The 17,810-nt window shown below is 43.1% G+C and carries 17 protein-coding genes and 1 riboswitch; of the genes, 2 read left to right on the top strand and 15 right to left on the bottom strand.

What is annotated here, in order from left to right; genetic code table 11:
• Positions 1–51: 51 nt before the first annotated feature.
• From NST45_RS10925 to NST45_RS10870, 12 genes are all read right to left on the bottom strand, one after another.
• Complete coding sequence (locus NST45_RS10925) at positions 52–1,059, bottom strand: iron-hydroxamate ABC transporter substrate-binding protein (protein ID WP_036687551.1); 1,008 nt, start codon at positions 1,057–1,059, stop codon at positions 52–54.
• A 203-nt stretch (positions 1,060–1,262) separates the two neighbouring features.
• Positions 1,263–3,080 carry an APC family permease gene (locus NST45_RS10920; protein ID WP_036687552.1) on the bottom strand — a complete coding sequence of 606 codons (1,818 nt, stop codon included), beginning with the start codon at positions 3,078–3,080 and terminating at the stop codon, positions 1,263–1,265.
• A 124-nt stretch (positions 3,081–3,204) separates the two neighbouring features.
• A riboswitch (cyclic di-AMP (ydaO/yuaA leader) is annotated at positions 3,205–3,364 on the bottom strand.
• Between the two features lie 194 nt (positions 3,365–3,558).
• Positions 3,559–4,023, bottom strand: a complete 465-nt coding sequence (locus tag NST45_RS10915; protein WP_036687553.1) for a disulfide oxidoreductase — start codon at positions 4,021–4,023, stop codon at positions 3,559–3,561.
• Positions 4,020–4,772 (bottom strand): DsbA family protein, encoded by a 753-nt coding sequence (locus tag NST45_RS10910; RefSeq protein ID WP_036687554.1) that lies wholly within the window; start codon positions 4,770–4,772, stop codon positions 4,020–4,022. The genes NST45_RS10915 and NST45_RS10910 overlap by 4 nt, the downstream gene beginning before the upstream one ends.
• Positions 4,773–4,933: 161 nt before the next feature.
• Complete coding sequence (locus tag NST45_RS10905; RefSeq protein ID WP_036687555.1) at positions 4,934–6,250, bottom strand: hemolysin family protein; 1,317 nt, start codon at positions 6,248–6,250, stop codon at positions 4,934–4,936.
• Positions 6,251–6,564: 314 nt separating this feature from the next.
• On the bottom strand, positions 6,565–7,029 hold the full coding sequence (gene gerQ, locus NST45_RS10900) for a spore coat protein GerQ (RefSeq protein ID WP_036687556.1): 465 nt from the start codon (positions 7,027–7,029) through the stop codon (positions 6,565–6,567).
• Positions 7,030–7,150: 121 nt separating this feature from the next.
• Positions 7,151–7,582, bottom strand: coding sequence for a cell wall hydrolase (locus NST45_RS10895; RefSeq protein WP_036687557.1), 432 nt, complete (start codon positions 7,580–7,582; stop codon positions 7,151–7,153).
• 186 nt (positions 7,583–7,768) lie between these two features.
• Positions 7,769–8,008 (bottom strand): hypothetical protein, encoded by a 240-nt coding sequence (locus NST45_RS10890; RefSeq protein ID WP_076142195.1) that lies wholly within the window; start codon positions 8,006–8,008, stop codon positions 7,769–7,771.
• A 390-nt stretch (positions 8,009–8,398) separates the two neighbouring features.
• On the bottom strand, positions 8,399–8,791 hold the full coding sequence (locus NST45_RS10885; RefSeq protein WP_036687780.1) for a DUF2500 domain-containing protein: 393 nt from the start codon (positions 8,789–8,791) through the stop codon (positions 8,399–8,401).
• A gap of 193 nt (positions 8,792–8,984) precedes the next feature.
• A complete protein-coding gene (locus tag NST45_RS10880) occupies positions 8,985–9,161 on the bottom strand; it encodes a hypothetical protein (RefSeq protein WP_169744776.1) in 177 nt (58 codons plus the stop codon).
• A gap of 223 nt (positions 9,162–9,384) precedes the next feature.
• Positions 9,385–10,674, bottom strand: a complete 1,290-nt coding sequence (locus tag NST45_RS10875; protein ID WP_036687559.1) for a hypothetical protein — start codon at positions 10,672–10,674, stop codon at positions 9,385–9,387.
• A gap of 30 nt (positions 10,675–10,704) precedes the next feature.
• On the bottom strand, positions 10,705–12,087 hold the full coding sequence (locus tag NST45_RS10870; RefSeq protein ID WP_036687561.1) for an amino acid permease: 1,383 nt from the start codon (positions 12,085–12,087) through the stop codon (positions 10,705–10,707).
• Positions 12,088–12,259: 172 nt separating this feature from the next.
• Here NST45_RS10870 and NST45_RS10865 point away from each other — a divergent pair, with 172 nt between their 5' ends.
• Entirely contained in the window at positions 12,260–13,183 is a 924-nt protein-coding gene (locus NST45_RS10865) for an L-lactate dehydrogenase (protein ID WP_036687562.1), read from the top strand.
• A gap of 191 nt (positions 13,184–13,374) precedes the next feature.
• Here the strand turns inward: NST45_RS10865 and NST45_RS10860 are convergent, their stop codons facing one another.
• The 3 genes from NST45_RS10860 to NST45_RS10850 form a co-directional block, all read right to left on the bottom strand.
• Positions 13,375–14,346 carry a glycosyl hydrolase family 53 gene (locus NST45_RS10860; protein ID WP_235219553.1) on the bottom strand — a complete coding sequence of 324 codons (972 nt, stop codon included), beginning with the start codon at positions 14,344–14,346 and terminating at the stop codon, positions 13,375–13,377.
• A 110-nt stretch (positions 14,347–14,456) separates the two neighbouring features.
• Entirely contained in the window at positions 14,457–15,362 is a 906-nt protein-coding gene (locus tag NST45_RS10855; protein ID WP_036687564.1) for a tyrosine-type recombinase/integrase, read from the bottom strand.
• Between the two features lie 28 nt (positions 15,363–15,390).
• Positions 15,391–16,293: a LysR family transcriptional regulator gene (locus NST45_RS10850; protein WP_036687565.1), complete on the bottom strand. Its 903-nt coding sequence runs from the start codon at positions 16,291–16,293 to the stop codon at positions 15,391–15,393.
• Positions 16,294–16,421: 128 nt separating this feature from the next.
• Here NST45_RS10850 and NST45_RS10845 point away from each other — a divergent pair, with 128 nt between their 5' ends.
• A complete protein-coding gene (locus NST45_RS10845; protein ID WP_036687567.1) occupies positions 16,422–17,744 on the top strand; it encodes an amino acid permease in 1,323 nt (440 codons plus the stop codon).
• Positions 17,745–17,810 lie beyond the last annotated feature (66 nt).

Below are 17,810 nucleotides of genomic sequence, written 5' to 3'. Positions count from 1 at the left end.
ACGCCCTTCCCCACCGAAATGATCAGTCTCATTCATGGTGAATTACGACTTTTATTTCACAAGACTTTTTAGCACATCGTCAATGATTTTGCTGCCAGCGTTCGCACCACTGTAAAGCCAGCTGCTTGTTGAGCTCATTTCATGCACATTTCCAGCTTTCACAGCTGGGATGCCCTTCCAAATTGCACTATCTAAGATCTCCGAACCCTCAGTCTTATCACTATTTACAAGGAAAATATGATCTGCAGTCAGCTCAGAAAGCTTCTCTAGCGAGATTGGATTCCAAGTTGCTCTTGTTCCTACTGGGATCTCTGTTACTAAGTTAGGAAGCTTTACGCCAAGGTCTGTATATAATACAGCACCACTGCTGCGGGTTTCGTCTACAATATAGAAGTTTTTTTGCACCAACCATAGAATAGCCGCGGACTCTTGTCCAATAGCTCCTGCAAGCTGTTCTTTCGCAGCCGCTGCTTTAACATCATAATCTTTAATGGCTTTTTCTGCTTCAGAGGTTTTGTTCAAAATCTCACCAATCTTGAGCAAAGATTTGCGCCAATCTTGATTTAGTTCATCCCCAATTACATAAGTGGGTGCAATCTTATTCAACTGATCGTAAATCCCGTTCTGAACAGAAGACTCCGATGGGATGATAATAAGATCCGGAGCAAAGCTGGTTACAGCCTCTAACGGAAGATCGTAACTAATTGTAGGAACATCCTTCAATTCAGTGGCCAGATAATCCTGAACGCCATTTGTAACTGACCATTGAGCTACTGGAGTCACACCCAGAGTTACCAATGAGTCTTCCAAATATGAACCCAGGACGCGCTGTGGATTAGCCGGAATCGTTACTTCATGGCCCATTGCATCTGTTAATGTCTTAGGAGCAGCAGGTGCCTCTGTAGATTCTGCTGTAGGAGCTGTTGTAGGCGCTGTTCCTGCATTTGATGAACTTTCAGCATTATTATTACCACAAGCGGAAAGTAATAGCGTCATCACTATTAGTCCGCTCATTGTCACTTTCATGCTTCCTGATCTTTTTCTGTTAAGCCAAAACATTAAAAACCCTCCTATATGTAACTGCTTTGATATTCAAAGGTGACCTTTACCTCTGCTTCACTTTTAAATGATATTGATTCTCATTCTCTGTGTCAACATATAAATTTCAAATTCTGTGGATTTGCAACAATTTCCTTCATATAAAATACAAAAGAGGTTATATTCCGAACGTTCCGGATATAACCTCATCTTTAATCTTCTACTTATTTATTTAAATGATAAGGGACAGTCGCTACTACAACGTCCTTTTGATTCATTAGATACGAGCGGATTAAAAAGCTGGTCTGATTATGAAGCACGGCTTGCCACCAATGTTTGGTAATAAACTGTGGAATCAGAATCGTGATGTGATCCGTCGCAGCTGTCTTCCACTCAACCGTATCGATAAACTTCACTAACGGACGAATGATACTACGATATCTGGAGCGAAGTACAATCAGGCGTACGCCTGGATTCCATTCCTCCCACCGTTGCTCCATCTTATGAATGTCTTCTTCATCAAAGCCTACATACACAGCAACAACATTATCTGTTAGAGACTTCGCATAGCTGATGGAATGTAATACAGCACGTGTAACCCCTGCAACAGGAACAACTACAGTACTTCCTTTAATTATAGGTTTATCAGTAGCCGGACATATACGCAGTTGATCCGCAGTGTTCAAATAGTGCTTATGAATACGGTGGAACACGAACATTACAGCAGGTAAGAAAATGAATGCCATCCATACGCTTGAGAATTTAGTAATAATAAATATAAGCGTAATCGTCAATGTAGTCAGCATACCGATGGTATTTACAACAAATCTTTTCACCCATCCAGCAGGTCTTGTTTTGATCCAATGCACCATCATCCCCAGTTGGGATAAGGTAAAAGGAATGAACACGCCTACCGCATAAAGTGGAATCAAACCTTCCGTATTCCCATGGAATGCAGCCACAAGTATGATAGACATAACTCCTAGAAAAATAATGCCGTTTGAGAAGCCCAGGCGGTCACCACGGACCATAAATGCGTGTGGCAGATATTTATCTTTTGCAAACATAAAGGCAAGCAGCGGAAACGCTGAATATGCTGTATTAGCTGCCAAGAACAAAATCACTGCTGTAATCCCTTGAATGAAAAAGTACAATCCGCCACGGCCAAAGGTCGATTCAGCGATCTGAGAGACAACCGTAGCCTTTTCATCTGGCACAATACCATACCAATACGCCAGCACAGTGATTCCGGTAAACATAAAGCCAAGGATAAGTCCCATGATCATTAGCGTCTTGGCTGCATTCTTCTCAGCCGGTGCTTTAAAGTTTGGGATCGCATTAGATACGGCCTCAACCCCCGTTAGGGCTGAACAACCAGAGCTAAACGCTTTTAATAGTAGAAACAAACTTACATTAGATACGGCGCTGCCTATTTCAGGAACATTCGCATGCGCGCCACCCATTGCATATTTAACGATACCGGAGATAATCAGAACAACAATCGAAACCACAAACAAATACACTGGAATTGCGATGAACGAAGCCGATTCAGTCACTCCGCGAAGATTAATGATTGTTAATAGAACGATAACAGATACAGCGATGAGAACAGTATGATTATGAAGACTTGGAAAAGCCGATGTGATCGCATCCGTCCCTGCCGAGGCACTAACCGCTACGGTAAGAATGTAATCCACCAATAATGAACCCCCAGCGAGCAGCCCTGTCGGAATACCAAGATTGCTCTTGGCTACGATATAAGCTCCGCCTCCTTGCGGATAAGCAAAAATCGTCTGCCGATAGGATAAAATCAGGATGGCCAGCAGGCCCAATACGGCTAATGCAATTGGCAGGGAATACCAGATGGCAGTAAACCCGGCAGCCACCAGTACAATCAGTATTTGTTCCGTTCCGTAGGCTACAGACGAGAGCGCATCAGAAGACAGGACAGCCAGTGCTTTAACCTTGGATAACTTTTCATGATCGAGTTCATTCGACTTCATCGGACGTCCGATCAATAGTCGTTTTACCTTGCTTACCATGGTGGATACAGTTCCTTTCTTTGGGAGCTGAAACGGAATTTCCGTGCGCTGTTTTCATCGGTGGATTTCATAAATGCAGACACAAAAATAAGCATACGGAAATGATCCGCATGCTTATGCATGGTCATTTTCCCACCTTGCTTACGAGGTTAGCTGGCGGATTCGGGCTGTGGTTATAGCCCTACGGTACAGGTCTGTTCGACCCGGTTCCGATTCACCCCATTGGCATGAATGCCAAGTTTGGTTCCCCCGTTTTTCCTAAGAAAATTCAGCGCATATTCAACTTCTCACAAGGTCTAATATTAGTCTACAAAGTGCCTACAGTAAAGCGTTGAAAAAAATGAAAAAAGAATGAAAAAACATCCAATAAGCTCAAATATAGCGTCTTATTGGATGCTCTCTTTCATTATCTTCAATTATCCCTCTAGCCCGTGATTTTAATACCTTTTCAGCTTTTTTGTAACTTCCAAAGCGAAAACTAAAATCCTAAGCTCTCCTCTGCATCTACTTCAATCATTTCTTCTTCCTTACGTCCATACCAAAGAAGGAGACTAATTAGAGCAAAAGCGATTAAAGCTAACAAAGGAATCGTAATAAATCCGAAGTAGTTCAAGTAATCTTTATTACAAGGAACACCAATTGTACAAGGTAGAACTTTACTTAACGCTGGAATCTTCTGTTCCGCATAATGATAGATTGAGATACTGCCACCAATCAAACTTAATGGAAGCACATAAGGAATGATGCGCTTATCTCCACGGAAAGTGGCAATTCCCAACAAAAATAACTGCGGATACATAAAAATCCGCTGAAACCAGCAAAGCTTACAAGGTTCATATTTCAAGACTTCACTTAAATACAAGCTACCAGCTACAGCAACCAAAGAGACAAACCAGGCCAGATAGAGGCAGTTACGCTTGCAAAAAGATAGGAATTTTGTCACTTTGCCTCCACTGCTTTTGCGGCGGTGTTAATTTCAGATGTAATCGCTTCAATATCGAAAGGTTCAGCCGTTTTCACCCCATTAATGTAGAGCGAAGGCGTAGTTGTCACGCCTGCGTCAGTTGCCAACTGAATGTCTTTCTTCAGCTCATCTGCATAAGTTTTCTCTTGGATGTCTTTACGCAACAGATCGTAATCGATCGCTAATTTCTCTTTTTCAGCAAGGCTTATCAAGAAATCCTCAGTGGCCCATTCGTCGCTCTCATCCCCTTGCTGCGCATATACAGCATCATAGAACTTCCAGAATTCATCCTTATTCTGATGGTATACAGACAATGCAGCTAGTGAAGCTGTCTCAGAGTCAGGACCAACGAAAGCCATATTTACAAAGTAAAGAGCTGCTTTTCCCTCGTTGACAAAATCTTGAACAATTTTCGGTTTCATGGAGCCAGCAAACTGGGAACAAGCTGGACATTTGAAATCGCCAAATTCAACAAGCTTAACAGGTGCATCCTCATTACCAATCCTAGGTAGCTCACTGTAATTGAATTCTACCGGTTCTCCTGTAGAGACATTCTTTGCTGCATCTTTCGAAGCTAACATAAACAATCCAACAAAAATGATAACTACTACAGCTATTGAACTAATAACTAAAATTCTCGTTTTCTGCTTCTGTTGCTCCTGTTCTACCCGTCGTTTCTCTTGTTTGCTCAACTGGGGAACATTTGGACTTTTTTTAGGTTTACTCAAGGAGAATTCCTTTCTGTCCTCTAGGGACTAATGTAGTTTTTATCATATACATTTAAAATTATATAATTATTAATCTCTTTTTGGCAAACAGTATAGTCAAAAAAAACAGCGTGACTCCAAAAGGAGAAACGCTGCTCTTATTTTAAAAATATATAATTCCATCAAGCTCCAGCTTCTTCATTCAATAACTGTAACCGCAATAGCTTAATTCGAGAAATTCGCTTATTCTCAGTCTCTTCTACAATAAATAGATGATCATCAAATTCTACGGATTGCCCTTTTTGAGGTGGATTAACCTCCAATTTAGAATACAGCCAGCCGCCTATCGTATCGTAATCCTCAGTCTCCATATGAAGACCCAAAAGATCATTAATCTCTTCAATAAGCATCAAACCGTCAATGGAGTGTTCATCCTCGCCAAGCTTCTCAACACCGGGACGTTCCTCATCAAATTCATCCTGAATTTCTCCAACAATTTCCTCCATGATATCTTCCAATGTCACCATTCCTGAAGTTCCACCATATTCATCGATCAATATGGCGATTTGTGTCTTCGCACGCTGCATAACTTTCAGCAAAGCGCTAATCTGAATGGATTCCGGCACGGTTAATATTGGACGAATTAATTTCTGATAACTTTGCGGGCGATCCTTAATTAAGTCCTTTATATGGATGAAGCCTAAAATATGATCCTTATCACCATCACAGACGGGATAACGTGTCCTCATGCCATCATAGGCAATCTCAAGGTTCTCCTCAGCAGAAACATGATTATTCAGACAGATCATCTCTGTCCGCGGAATCATGATCTCCCGAGCCATGGTATCCACAAATTCAAAAATATTGTCAACCAAAGCCATTTCAGTATTATCGATAAAGCCGCTTTTGTTACTTTCCTGCATGATAATACGAATTTCTTCTTCCGTATGCGCCGTTCCCAGCTCTGAAGCCGGGGCTAATCGGAAAATTTGCAGTAAACCACGCGCCAGCCCATTAACGATCCATATCACTGGATACATGATTTTGTAAAATACATTCATCGGTCCTGCTGTTAGTAAAAGGACAGATTCAGCCTTGTTAACAGCAATGGTCTTAGGTGCAAGCTCACCTAATACGATATGCAAGATAGTAATGAACATAAGAGCAATAACCAAAGATACAACATTAACAGCAGTTTCTCCTAAACCTATGCTTCCTAATAAAGGTCCTATAAGATTAGCTATAGCTGGTTGACCCAGCCACCCTAATGCAAGTGAAGCCAATGTAATGCCGAGCTGACAGGCTGAGAGATAGCCATCCAGGTTGCTGACAATGCTTTTTGCATTAAAAGCTTTTTTACTACCTTCTTCAATCAGGGTATCAATTCTACCACTTCGCACTTTCACCATTGCATATTCGACTGAAACAAAAAATCCATTTAACAATACCAACAAAATAATAAGACCAACATGTAATATACCGGGTAAAGGGTCGCTCAATTTATACTCCTATCCACCATTTTCCGTACATGGATGGATAGGCCCACCTCCTTCGTTTTTTCAGAGTATTGGCAAAATGCTCGCCGTTTGTTCCTTTCAGTATCAATTTCCCAATGGTTTCATCTCCAGTCTAGAATCACGTTTTTGAATATATACTTTATTATATTAATATATTGGGGCAAACCGCAAGCATGCGTGTCCTTTCGAAAAAAAATGGGCAGTGATTATCAAGATTATTCCATAAATTAATCACAAATAAAAAGAACTCCTAACCGTTTGGCGTTGGAGTTCTTCTCATCGAAGATGGATTACATTTAGCGACAATTTCTCATCGTTGGAGGATTGCCAATTACACCTGGGTATTGATAAGTAAGGGGCTCATCGAAGGTAGCATAATCAAAATAAATCATAAGTAAGACGGTGCGTTGGCCAGTCGCAGGGTCACTGATAATAATGTGGTCACGGCCTGCCGCTTCCAGCACACCCTTGTAAACTTTGGCATTCCAGTCTTTGTTGTTCTCATAAGTAAAATAAAACGTACCTACTTTTCCTAAATTCAGGCGGAAAATATTTTCGATGTAGGATTGTTCGAACGTTTGTGGTGGATTCTGAACTACTACTCCCCCTGGCGTCATTGGACTGCCACTGCTTACTTGAGGTGGCATGCTGCCCATGCCTTGCATTCCTGATGACATCGGCATTCCGGAAGACATTGGCATACCTGAAGAAGAGACACTACCGATGGTATAAGTTACGGGGCGGTAAGGTTGAACGATCATTTAATGAAACCTCCTAAATGTTTATCGGAGCATAAACTCCTTTGGACACAATTGAAATCACTCTTACTTTCTGTGAGAATTACTCATTTTATTGAGTAATTCTCTTTGCACAGTTACCATTCTAATTGCCGATAAATACAGTCGGGCAATCTTCTCCGGTCGGAGTAAAGAAGCAATGGGCTTTGAAGCGGCCTGTGTTTTGTTGGTTATACCAGGTTGCAGGACAATCACCTGCGGGTCTGAAGAACCACAAAGCATTGGTAGCTGGCCAGGTTCTTTCACCTGCAATTACACGTTTGGCTAGACGGATATCTGCTTCTCTGGCTCGCTGATAGAAGTATCCCTTCTGCGGCGCTTCGAAACCTCCTGGACTTTGATAGACCATGTCATTCACATTCCGAATGTTATTAAAGTCCAAGCAATTGCCAAGAATCCGGTTGACGCCAACATTGCCGACCATGAGCATACCGAGTTCTCCATCTTCCTCAGCTTCCGCTCTCATCAACCGCGCCAGCACCTTCACATCTTCCGAGTTCGTTTTGATGACGGCCACGCTGTCTCCTCCTTGGGGTCACTTCTTGTAGCAACCTCGTTCTTAACTGCATGCTGTATAGTATGTGCATTCGCCTAAGAGGTGACAGTTCCCGCCTATTTTTTAGAGTAGGGATTTTTCCTTTTAACCACTCAGCAAATCCCCTTTATCTACACTCTAAGCTGCGTTTGCCCAATTACATTCGCGTTACAGCGTAAGAGTCGGGGGCAGCTGCGGTGTTAGCGACAAAGTCAGCGTCAGCATCGATGTCCTCGTTAACGACAGCGTTAGCGTCTGAGTCGATGTTGGTGGCAGCATCAGGGTCGGCGTCGGTTTTAGCGTCGAATCGGTGCTGGAATCGTTGTCGGTTTTAGCCACAATGTACACGTCAGCGTCGATGTCCTTGTTAGCAACAGCAATAGCTTCAACGTCAGCAACAGCATCCACGTAAACGTCCGCTCAGAAGGCGCTATCGGACACAGCCGACCTTATTCGCGATATTAATCCACTTTTGGGATTCTATCGGACCCCAAAGCCCCTATTGGCCCGCAAAGCACCGATTATAAGCATCTTTCTAATGAATAGCTGCATTGGAGTCCGAAACTAGGCTCAAAAGGCTGTGAAATTACAAATAACGTCATCTGGGTCCGTAAGGTAAGAGGGTAATGAATATCTGACACTTAATAGATGATCGCACCTACAGTGAGCTTTGAGCGCTACGGGATCAGTGAGCTTTGAGAGCTACAGGGTCAATGAACTTGAATTGTACATAACCAAAACGCAAAGCAGCGATCCTCCATTAGCATGAGGATCGCTGTTTTGATTTAATACAAATGACTACTCCGCAGTTGAGTATTGTGGCTGTCGTTGGAATCCATGATATCTAGTTCCTTGATAAGTAAGCATTCCTCTATCGCCTTCTGCGCTCAAGCCATATTCATGGCCATCTACTTTAAATTCCATGCGACTGCCGCCTTCCAGCTCGTACGTTAAATAGTAAGTTGTACTCGTACGAGTTGAGCCATTCTCTTCCTGAAGCTGCTGCTGACGTACTTCAGTCCGTTTGCTAACGATATGTGCAGGGATTGTTAGTATGGGTGAGCCATTGTTCCTGCCCCATTGAAGCAAGCCCCTGCCTGCTGATATAGCAAGAATACCAATCATAACAACGATAAAGATCGGCATCACCGTTCCGGCAAAATCAAACATCCACGAAAGATCCGGGCCCATTCCCATGACAGTTTCCCCCTTCTTCCCCTTGTAATTCAGCCTAATTGCTGCGTTCTGGGTACTTCTGTACATGTATATGCCTCATCTAGTCCAGAAAGCATTAAATAAGTGAGACTAGATGCAAAAAGACCACTTCGTTTTCTTAAAAATCAAGAATTCGAGTGGTCTCTATACAGAGTTTTCAGTAATTAAATTAAGCATGAACTAGGTCTAGCAATTTCTTAGTTTCGTCTGTCTGATCATCTAACATTCCATTTTCAGCCCAGCAAGCTCTGCATTGTTCTTCAGTTTCACAAAGATGAGCGTCATCACAGTTGTAGCAAAGTTGCAAAAGGTTTCTTGTCATATAATCTGTTTCGAATGTTTTCATTGTAATCTCTCCTATTCGATGTCTGAGTTTGTGAAAATTTGAACTTGTTTTCTATGTGTTAAATATATCACAGGATTCTTTAAATGTCATGTGATTTTTTTCACATTTATAAAGAAAATTTTAAATAAGTTTTTTCCTTATATTCAATCATTCACAAACAACAATAAACCCCCACTCTGCTAACAACAAAAGAACCTACCAACAGGCAGGTTCTTTTTCCTTATTACATTACGCGCCAGCTGATACCACCATTCGTAGTCTGTAACAGTATCGAGCGCTTGTCCTCTTTTTTCTCAATCAAAAGCCACCCCACCTCAGTGGAAAAAAACTGCAGCTTTACAATCTCCGGATATTCCAGAAGTTTAGATCGCAATACACTACTCTCTTTAAGGGGCAACCACGTAGCTCCTTGATCAACCGTATGGTAAAGAGTGTCGCCGAGTATGGTCCAACCGATCTGTGAGTTCAAAAACGTCGGAGTAATTTGACGATTAACACCAGCTTGTGCGTTCAATCCAAAGGATGCAAATTTCCAGTTAGCACCTCCGTTAGCTGTAAAATATCCATGGTAGGCGATTGTTTTTTCTTTATCCTTTTGGCAGCCAACAGACATCCAACCAGTAGACTTACTGGCATCGAAGAACTCCGGTTTGCCCGTAATTACTCGGTCACAATCCTCTAAACGTTCGTTAACCAGAAAAGCCGGCCCGAGGCTCCAGCTCTTACCGCCATCTTTTGTCATAAAGATTTTGGGAAGAGCACCTGTCTGCATTGTCACAAATCCATGTGTACTATTGCGAAAAATCATTCCAGTGGTGACGCCGGCAAACGGTATCGAATCATTAGGGAAATTCGGATTGTATTGCTCATTCTGCATCACTTCTTCCCAAGTGGCCCCACCGTCTGTCGTTGAAAAAAGTGCCTTGTTCTCTTTATTGGAAGAAGCGTTCCATGAGGTCATCAGCCAACCCCGTTTTGGTGAGTTGAAATATACAGAGGATACTGTATTAACATCTCCTAAAGATGAGATTTTCCAGCTTTGGCCACCATCTGTGGTTCGCAGCACAATCGTTTCTGTCGAGCCAAAAGCACTTCTTATAATCCAACCATGTGATGGATCCGTGAAGAAAATCCCCTTCCCATACACAGGGTTGGAGAGGAACTGCACATTTGGTGCTGGTGAAATATTAGCCCAAGTTGCTCCGTTATCCCGGGTTAAGTACAACCGGAGTTCGTTTTTGGTAACCCCCCAGGCCAGACCTTCACTTTCACTAAGCAGCTGAAAATCTGTAAGACGAGTCTGAATTTGATATTTCGGAGCGCTATCATTGTCAACATGATTGGCGTCTGGAGTAATCAGGGTTATCGTCTGTCCTTCTTCAGGTGCCTCTGTCGGCTGGGGCTGCTGAGTAGGTTCCGGGGGAGGAGATGAACAAGCCGTGACCACCCACGCTAACAAAATCAGCATCAATATTAATCTTATTCCCTTCAATCCAGCAATCTTAGATGCCAATAACCTCTCTCCTCTCGGATGGATTGAATCTTATTTATGATTCAAATTACTATTACGATAGCCGTATAGTGCATAGATTAGAAGTCCAACAACTGTCCAAATTAGAAAACCAATCCATGTCTCACTTCCTAGATTATACATCAAAATACCACAAGTTGCCGCACTTAACAGCGGAATGAAAGGTACCCAAGGAACTCTGAACCCTCTTTTTAAATCCGGATGAATATATCTAAGCGCGATTACCCCTAAAGACACTACAAAAAAGGCAAACAATGTTCCTATGCTTGTCAGATTTGCCAACCGATCCAGTGGGATGAAACCCGTTAACACGGCTATTAAGATGCCTACCATCCATGTGCTTCGTACGGGTACCTGTGTTTTAGCATTAATCTTAGATAAACTTATTGGCAGTAGGCCATCACGTGAGATGGCAAATAACAGCCGGGTTTGACCGAATAACATCACGAGGAGTACTGTAGTCATTCCCGCGATGGCTCCAACAGAGATCAGACCGGCAATCATATCCTGATTTACAAAGCGAAGCGCATATGATACAGGATCACTAACATTGAGATCAGTATATGGAACAATACCTGTTAATACGAGTGAGACAAGAACGTACAAGACAGTGCAGATAGCAAGGGATGAAATAATTCCAATCGGCAAATCGCGTTGGGGTCTTTTCACCTCTTCTGCAGCGGTTGCTAGCGCATCAAAACCTATGTAGGCAAAAAACACTGTGGCCGCGCCATTGATCACGCCATGGTATCCAAAGGGGAGAAATGGAGTCCAATTCTCTGGCTTCACATAGAAAAATCCAGTTACGATAAATAGAAGCACCACTGCTATTTTGATAAAGACCATGATGGCGTTAAAACGTGCCGTTTCTTTCGTTCCCCGAGTCAGTAAATAGGAAATTAACAAAATGATGATTACTGCAGGCAGATTTATTATTGTACCCGCTTCCGGATTATAAGCCCCCGATAGTGCAGTTGGGAGATGTATCCCAAAGCCCTCTAATAACCCCTGAAAATACCCTGACCAGCCACTGCTTACAGCCGCTGCGGCAACTCCGTATTCCAAGACGAGATCCCAGCCTAAGATCCAAGCTAATAGTTCTCCAAAGGCTACATAACTATAAGCATAAGCACTCCCGGAAACAGGAATGGTCGAAGCAAATTCCGAATAACATAATGCCGAGAGCACACAGGCAAACGCCGCCAGTAAAAAAGAAATTATAAGACCAGGACCTGCATGTTCTGCTGCGGCAACTCCTGTCATTACAAAAATACCTGTGCCGATAATGGCTCCTACCCCAAGCATTGTTAGATCCAGGGCACCCAACGTCTTGTTTAACTGCGTCCCCTCAGAACTTGTGGGTATGTTTAGAGCCTTTTTACGAAATAAATCCATCCTTACATTCTCTCCTGTCTAGTCTTGCTAAGATAATGAAATAAAAATCACATTTTAGTATGGCCTTAATTAGGGTAATGCATTAAATAAGATCAGCTTGAAAACACTACCGTTAACGATTATGATGGACAAGATTGAAACCAAAAATTTGAAATATTAAGGAGATGGAGACATGGCCCCCCCAAAACCCAATCGGGTCGTAGTTATCGGTACTGGAGCAGTTGGTACAACTACAGCCTATACATTATTGTTACGTAGACGTATGCCCGAACTCGTACTTATTGACGTTAATCATCAGAAAGCACTTGGCGAAGCACTGGATATGAATCACGGCATGCCTTTTGTCGGTGGTGTGAAGTTATGGGCTGGTACTTATGAAGACTGCCGTGAAGCAGATATCATTATAGTAACTGCCGGTGCATCACAAAAACCGGGAGAAACCCGGATAGATCTGCTTCGTAAAAATATTTCAATTTTTAAAGATATCATTGAAAAAATTACAAAGTATAACCAACATGCCATTCTACTTATTGCGACTAACCCTGTAGATATTCTGTCTTACGCGACTTTGAAAATAAGCGGGTTTGACCGCAGACGTGTAATTGGTTCTGGTACGGTACTTGATAGTGCTCGTTTTCGCTATTTGATCGGTCTTCACAAAGAAATCGATCCTCGCAGTATTCACGGACAGATCATCGGTGAACATGGAGATTCAGAGCTTCCGGTTTGGAGTCTTGCGAATGTAGCTGGGATTGATCTTGGTTTTGACGAAGCAGAACGCGAAGAAATCTTCCAAGATACCAAGAATGCAGCCTATGAAATAATTGATGCCAAAGGCTCAACCTCTTATGCAATAGCGCTTGCACTGGACCGAATTGTAGTCTCCATTCTTCATAATGAAGGCGCCGTGTTGAATGTTTCTACTTTATTAAATAACTATAACGGGGTTTCGGATGTCTATCTCGGTGCACCTTGCGTAGTAGATCGCTCGGGTGTTCGACAGGTACTGGACCTCCCACTCAATGAAACCGAACAGGCTTTATTCCAGAAATCCGCTGAGAAGCTAAAAGCAGAAATAGCTAAGCTAGAATTGTAAGCGAATATGGCTGAAAACAGCCCTTTTTGACTACAAAAGACACAAGAAACCGTCCTTCTTATATGTGGAGCGTTGCCTCCACTATGAAAAGGACGGTTTTTAATATAACACGAATTAACTTAGCCTGCCAATGACAAAAAGATCCTTTAGCAGGCCAGGCTCACCTGAAATTCCGGATCTTTTTTATCAATTTATTTAGTGATAGTTTGCTTATAATATTCTTTGAGAACTTGTTCGGCTTTTTTGCCATAAATATCAAAACCACGGTCAATGGAAGCCTCTTCTAAGTCATACAATTTCGTGCTCCAATCCCACCAGAAGTAACCGGCAAACCAAGGTTCATTCCAGAATGCTTCCAGCGCTGAGCGATAGAAGTTGGCCTGTTCATCTTCTGAATATGGTAAGTCTGTGTATGTAAAGTCCCATGGCATGGCGGCACACCCATGAGCACTTCGGCAGCCAATCTCGATGAATACGAGAGGCTTGCCAAATCGCTCAGAGAGTGACTTAAGCCGCGGTTTCTGCCGCTCCCAACCAGCCAGCATATTCTCATAAGAATCTCCCGGCACTGAAGCTACCGGATAATAAGCGCTGGTTCCGATAAAATCCACCTCATCCAGCCACTCGATTCCTTCTTCTTTGCCATGATTGGCATTATAAATGATCGGCCCTGTATAAAGATTGGTGACCTCTTGAATCAATTGTCTCCATTCCGCAGTTCTAGACTCTGTGCCGACCATTTCGCAGCCGATACAGAACATCTCACATTCAATTTCTTCCGCCAACTCTGCGTAGTGTTTAATGAAATTAGTATAAGAACGGAACCATGCTGCCCAATAAACATCTCCCTCTTCCGGAAATCCAATCCTAGCTCTCCAAATGCCATCCCTCGAATTCACTACAGGTTTAAGACAAACTTTAAGACCAAGCTGTTTTGCCAGTTGTACCGCATGTGCGAGATCACGATCAGTCACCGTGTAACCGTAATCATAATGAATTTCTGTTGAATGCACAGTGTCTTGCCATGTCCAAAAAGATAAGGCAATCCATTCACTACCTGTCTCTGCCAGCTTTCTCATCGAATCTTCTGCATATTCTGTACGGTATTCACCTCGTTTTGATCCCCAGCCATAAGTCATCCCTTTTAGAAAAACATTCTTCACGATTAGGACCTCCTATAAAACTCTTAATAACTGTTAGAATAAATCAATACCGTTATAATAACAAGTTATTTTTTGTTATCGATTTTCTAAGGAGGTTGCTTTCTTTTCAATCACAGCTGGATTTGTAATTTAGACATGGCCTCTTCCTTCTCACGACTCGTGATATGTGTGTATACGGTTGTAGTCTGGATCGAGGAGTGACCTAGCAGTTCCTGTACGGTACGCAGATCTGCCCCTTTTCTCAGCAGCATGGTTGCAAAAGAATGTCGGAGCTTATGGCTTGAATACGGGCGTCGCTGTGCTGCTGGCACATCCCTTTGGAAACGATCGAAGGTATCTGCTGCGATTTGCTGAATGCCTCGGATAGACAACCTGCGTCCTTTTTGTGAAATGAACATCGCTTCCTCTTTACTGCGCCAAGGGTCTAACCTTTCTGCTAACGCGGAGTCGAGAAAAGGCACTACATCCTCGGGAACTGGCACATTACGCCATTTACGCCCCTTCCCAAACACACGGAGGGAATGTCTTTCTACATTATAATCACTCAAATTCAGCGTGTGGACTTCCCCCACCCGAAGCCCCATATAGGACATCAACAAAAAAACTGCTAAATTACGCTTTTTGTATTTACCATCTATAGAAGATAAAAACCGCCCCAGATCACTTTCATCTAAGTAAACCGGCTCACGATTGATCTCAGTTTTGGATTTCTTAATTCCGGCTGCCGGGTTGTTTTGAAGTAATTCCAGCTCAATCAATGCCTTGAAAAAACAGTTAATCGCAGCATGCTTCCGGTTACGGGTGGCATCACTCACTCCACTTTCGCGGACAGAGGTCAAAAAGGAAATGACATGCAGCTTCTTCACTGTCTCAAGCTTTTTACCATTCAGACTGTCTAAAAACTGTTTCACATCTACTAAATAGGATTTTTGCGTATAGGGAGTGTACCCGGCATCCTTCATCCAGATGAGAAAGGCCTCCAGCCCTTCTTCGTAGTCTTCACACCACTCATTCATGCCTTAGAGCCTCCTTGTTAATGTTGATCTATATTAGACATCTCCATTGCTCAGCATGTTTTTTTATTGCAAGTAAGAACTCCGTAAGCACGGGCGATTTCCATTTTTTATGATGATAGGCGATCTGCGTCGCCACACGCTGTGATTCATCATTCCAATTTAATCTGGCAAGTTTGCCTTCAGCCAGTTCATTTTTTACAGTAATTAATGGAAGAAAGGCAATGCCAAGATCAGCCATTACACATTGCTTTATCGCCTCGATACTCCAAAACTCTAACGTGGGGTCAGGAAATACACCGTAACTGTTCAAATGCCGTTCAAATAAAGTCCGGTAGGAACAGCCAGTTTCGGTATGAAGTATGGTCACTCCTTTTAAATGAAGGGGTTCTACCTCAGCAACGTTTAATAAGGGATGATCTGGCGCTGCGATCAGCGTCATCGGCTCATGTACTAATGTTTCTATATTTAAATCTTTATCTTCCGTCTCAGGTTGCAATAAGAACGCTAAATCCAGTTCACCCGAACGGACAAAATCTGATAGTTCCCAGCAAGCTCCAGGCTTCAGAATAATTTGCACCTGCGGATATTTAGCACGAAACTCCTTAATAATGCCTGGTAAGCGAAAAGCAGCCAGAGATTCAGGAGCCCCAATCCGCAAAGAACCCGTTAGTTCACTATCCGAGCGTAACGCGTCCTGTGCTAAATTGTGCATTCTGGATATTTCCTGTGCGAACGGAAGCAAACGACGGCCTGCGTCGGTTAGAATAATCTTTTTACTGATCCGATCAAATAATGGCTGGCCAATTTCAGACTCTAGTGCTTGGATTTGTGCAGTAATACTGGACTGTGCATAATCAAGCTTCTGTGCTGCTCTAGTAAAACTGCCCGTCTCCACTACCACTAAAAAGGTAAAAAGATGACGTGACTCCATGAATTTCCCCCTAAATGAAAATGAACCATCGGAATATCGAATGGATACTATTCAAAAATTCTGTTTTTCCAATGGATCTATTATCTGCTACTCTAGAAAAAAAGACAAGGAAAGCAGGATAAAAAAACATGAAGGAATCCGCTTCAAACACTTTACAAAAAAACATTGGCATGCCTCAGGCTATTGCCCTTTACATCGGGGCTGTGTTGGGTTCTGGGGTCTTAATTGTTCCTGGTTTGGCTGCAGAAATGGCGGGTCCCGCTTCATTACTGGCGTGGGGATTTATGTCGTTGCTGATTTTGCCGATGGCCTTATCAATGGGTCTGCTCTCTGCTAAATTCCCTAACGCTGGAGGCGTGTCCCATTTTGTAACGCTTGCTTTTGGTCCAAAAGCTGGCTCACTGGTGGGATGGTTTTTTCTGATGTCCGTTCCGATAGGTGCACCTGTTGCTGCACTGACTGGAGCGGGTTATATGACAGCCGCTATGGGCTGGGACGAATCTGCGAGAATTACTATCGCCGCTATTATGCTGGTCATTGGTCTGATTACGAACTGGATTGGCATGCAGGTCGCTGGAAAGGTACAGATAGCGGTAGTAATAGCGATTGTTGCTGTGCTGGTCTTCTCCTTTGCTACTGCACTGCCCCGCATGGAAGTCGAACACTTCACTCCCTTTGTCCCACATGGATGGATGAGCATTGGCCAGGCTGCAGCAATCTTATTCTGGTGTTTTATTGGCTGGGAAGCTGTCTCACACCTATCTGAGGAGTTCAAGGACCCACAGCGTGCCGCCGTTAAAGGGGTCACCATCGCCGCTATTATAGTAGGGATTCTATATTTTCTCTCCGCACTAGCAACTGTTGGTACACAAAGCTACCTCAAAGGTGGAGCAAGCACATCACTCGTCTGGATTATTAGTCAGCCTCTTGGGCGCTGGGGAGGATTTATCGCCGGACTTACCGGTCTGTTCATCTGTACAGCCACAATTATTGCCTATGCAGGAGCTGCCTCACGTGTGGCTTATGCTTTATCGCGCCAAGGCTCCGCACCGAAATGGATGGGTAAAATATCCAAACTATACCATACCCCTATCGGTGGCATAGCTTTTCTTCTGCTCTGTTTTGTATCGGTGATGACACTGTATGGCAGCGGATCCATCTCCATCACCACTCTGATTCAGTTTCCGAATGCTACTTTTATCCTGACTTATATCGGAGGGTGTGCCGCAGGGATACGCCTGCTCAAAGGAAGTCGCTTAGGTGTGACGATAAGCTGGATTTCTTTTTTAGCAACAGCTGCTGTGTTTCCTTTTACGGGTTGGGCGATAGGCTATCCGCTGCTCATCACTTTAGTGTTCGTTTGGATTATCCGTAATAAAAGTAAACAGAGGATAAGTGTCACTGAGGAAATTAGTCGTGGAATGCATGAGAAACAACAAAAGGTGTTGTAAGGCTCTAACTGCGTTTGAACCTCTCCCAAAGGAATAGTTACACTGGTGTCCGAAACCGTGCTCAAT

This window comes from Paenibacillus sp. FSL R7-0163, from assembly GCF_037969975.1.
Taxonomy (GTDB): domain Bacteria; phylum Bacillota; class Bacilli; order Paenibacillales; family Paenibacillaceae; genus Paenibacillus_AQ; species Paenibacillus_AQ odorifer.
This window is presented reverse-complemented; position numbering and strand designations above follow the sequence as displayed.

What these genes read in the sequence shown, in the direction of transcription:
- NST45_RS10920 (WP_036687552.1), bottom strand. Translation starts at nt 3,080, where the DNA reads ATGGTAAGCAAGGTAAAACGACTATTGATCGGACGTCCGATGAAGTCG.
- NST45_RS10870 (WP_036687561.1), bottom strand. Translation starts at nt 12,087, where the DNA reads ATGGATTTATTTCGTAAAAAGGCTCTAAACATACCCACAAGTTCTGAG.
- NST45_RS10845 (WP_036687567.1), top strand. Translation starts at nt 16,422, where the DNA reads ATGAAGGAATCCGCTTCAAACACTTTACAAAAAAACATTGGCATGCCT.
- gerQ (WP_036687556.1), bottom strand. Translation starts at nt 7,029, where the DNA reads ATGATCGTTCAACCTTACCGCCCCGTAACTTATACCATCGGTAGTGTC.
- NST45_RS10925 (WP_036687551.1), bottom strand. Translation starts at nt 1,059, where the DNA reads ATGTTTTGGCTTAACAGAAAAAGATCAGGAAGCATGAAAGTGACAATG.
- NST45_RS10865 (WP_036687562.1), top strand. Translation starts at nt 12,260, where the DNA reads ATGGCCCCCCCAAAACCCAATCGGGTCGTAGTTATCGGTACTGGAGCA.
- NST45_RS10880 (WP_169744776.1), bottom strand. Translation starts at nt 9,161, where the DNA reads ATGAAAACATTCGAAACAGATTATATGACAAGAAACCTTTTGCAACTT.
- NST45_RS10850 (WP_036687565.1), bottom strand. Translation starts at nt 16,293, where the DNA reads ATGGAGTCACGTCATCTTTTTACCTTTTTAGTGGTAGTGGAGACGGGC.
- NST45_RS10855 (WP_036687564.1), bottom strand. Translation starts at nt 15,362, where the DNA reads ATGAATGAGTGGTGTGAAGACTACGAAGAAGGGCTGGAGGCCTTTCTC.
- NST45_RS10885 (WP_036687780.1), bottom strand. Translation starts at nt 8,791, where the DNA reads ATGGGCCCGGATCTTTCGTGGATGTTTGATTTTGCCGGAACGGTGATG.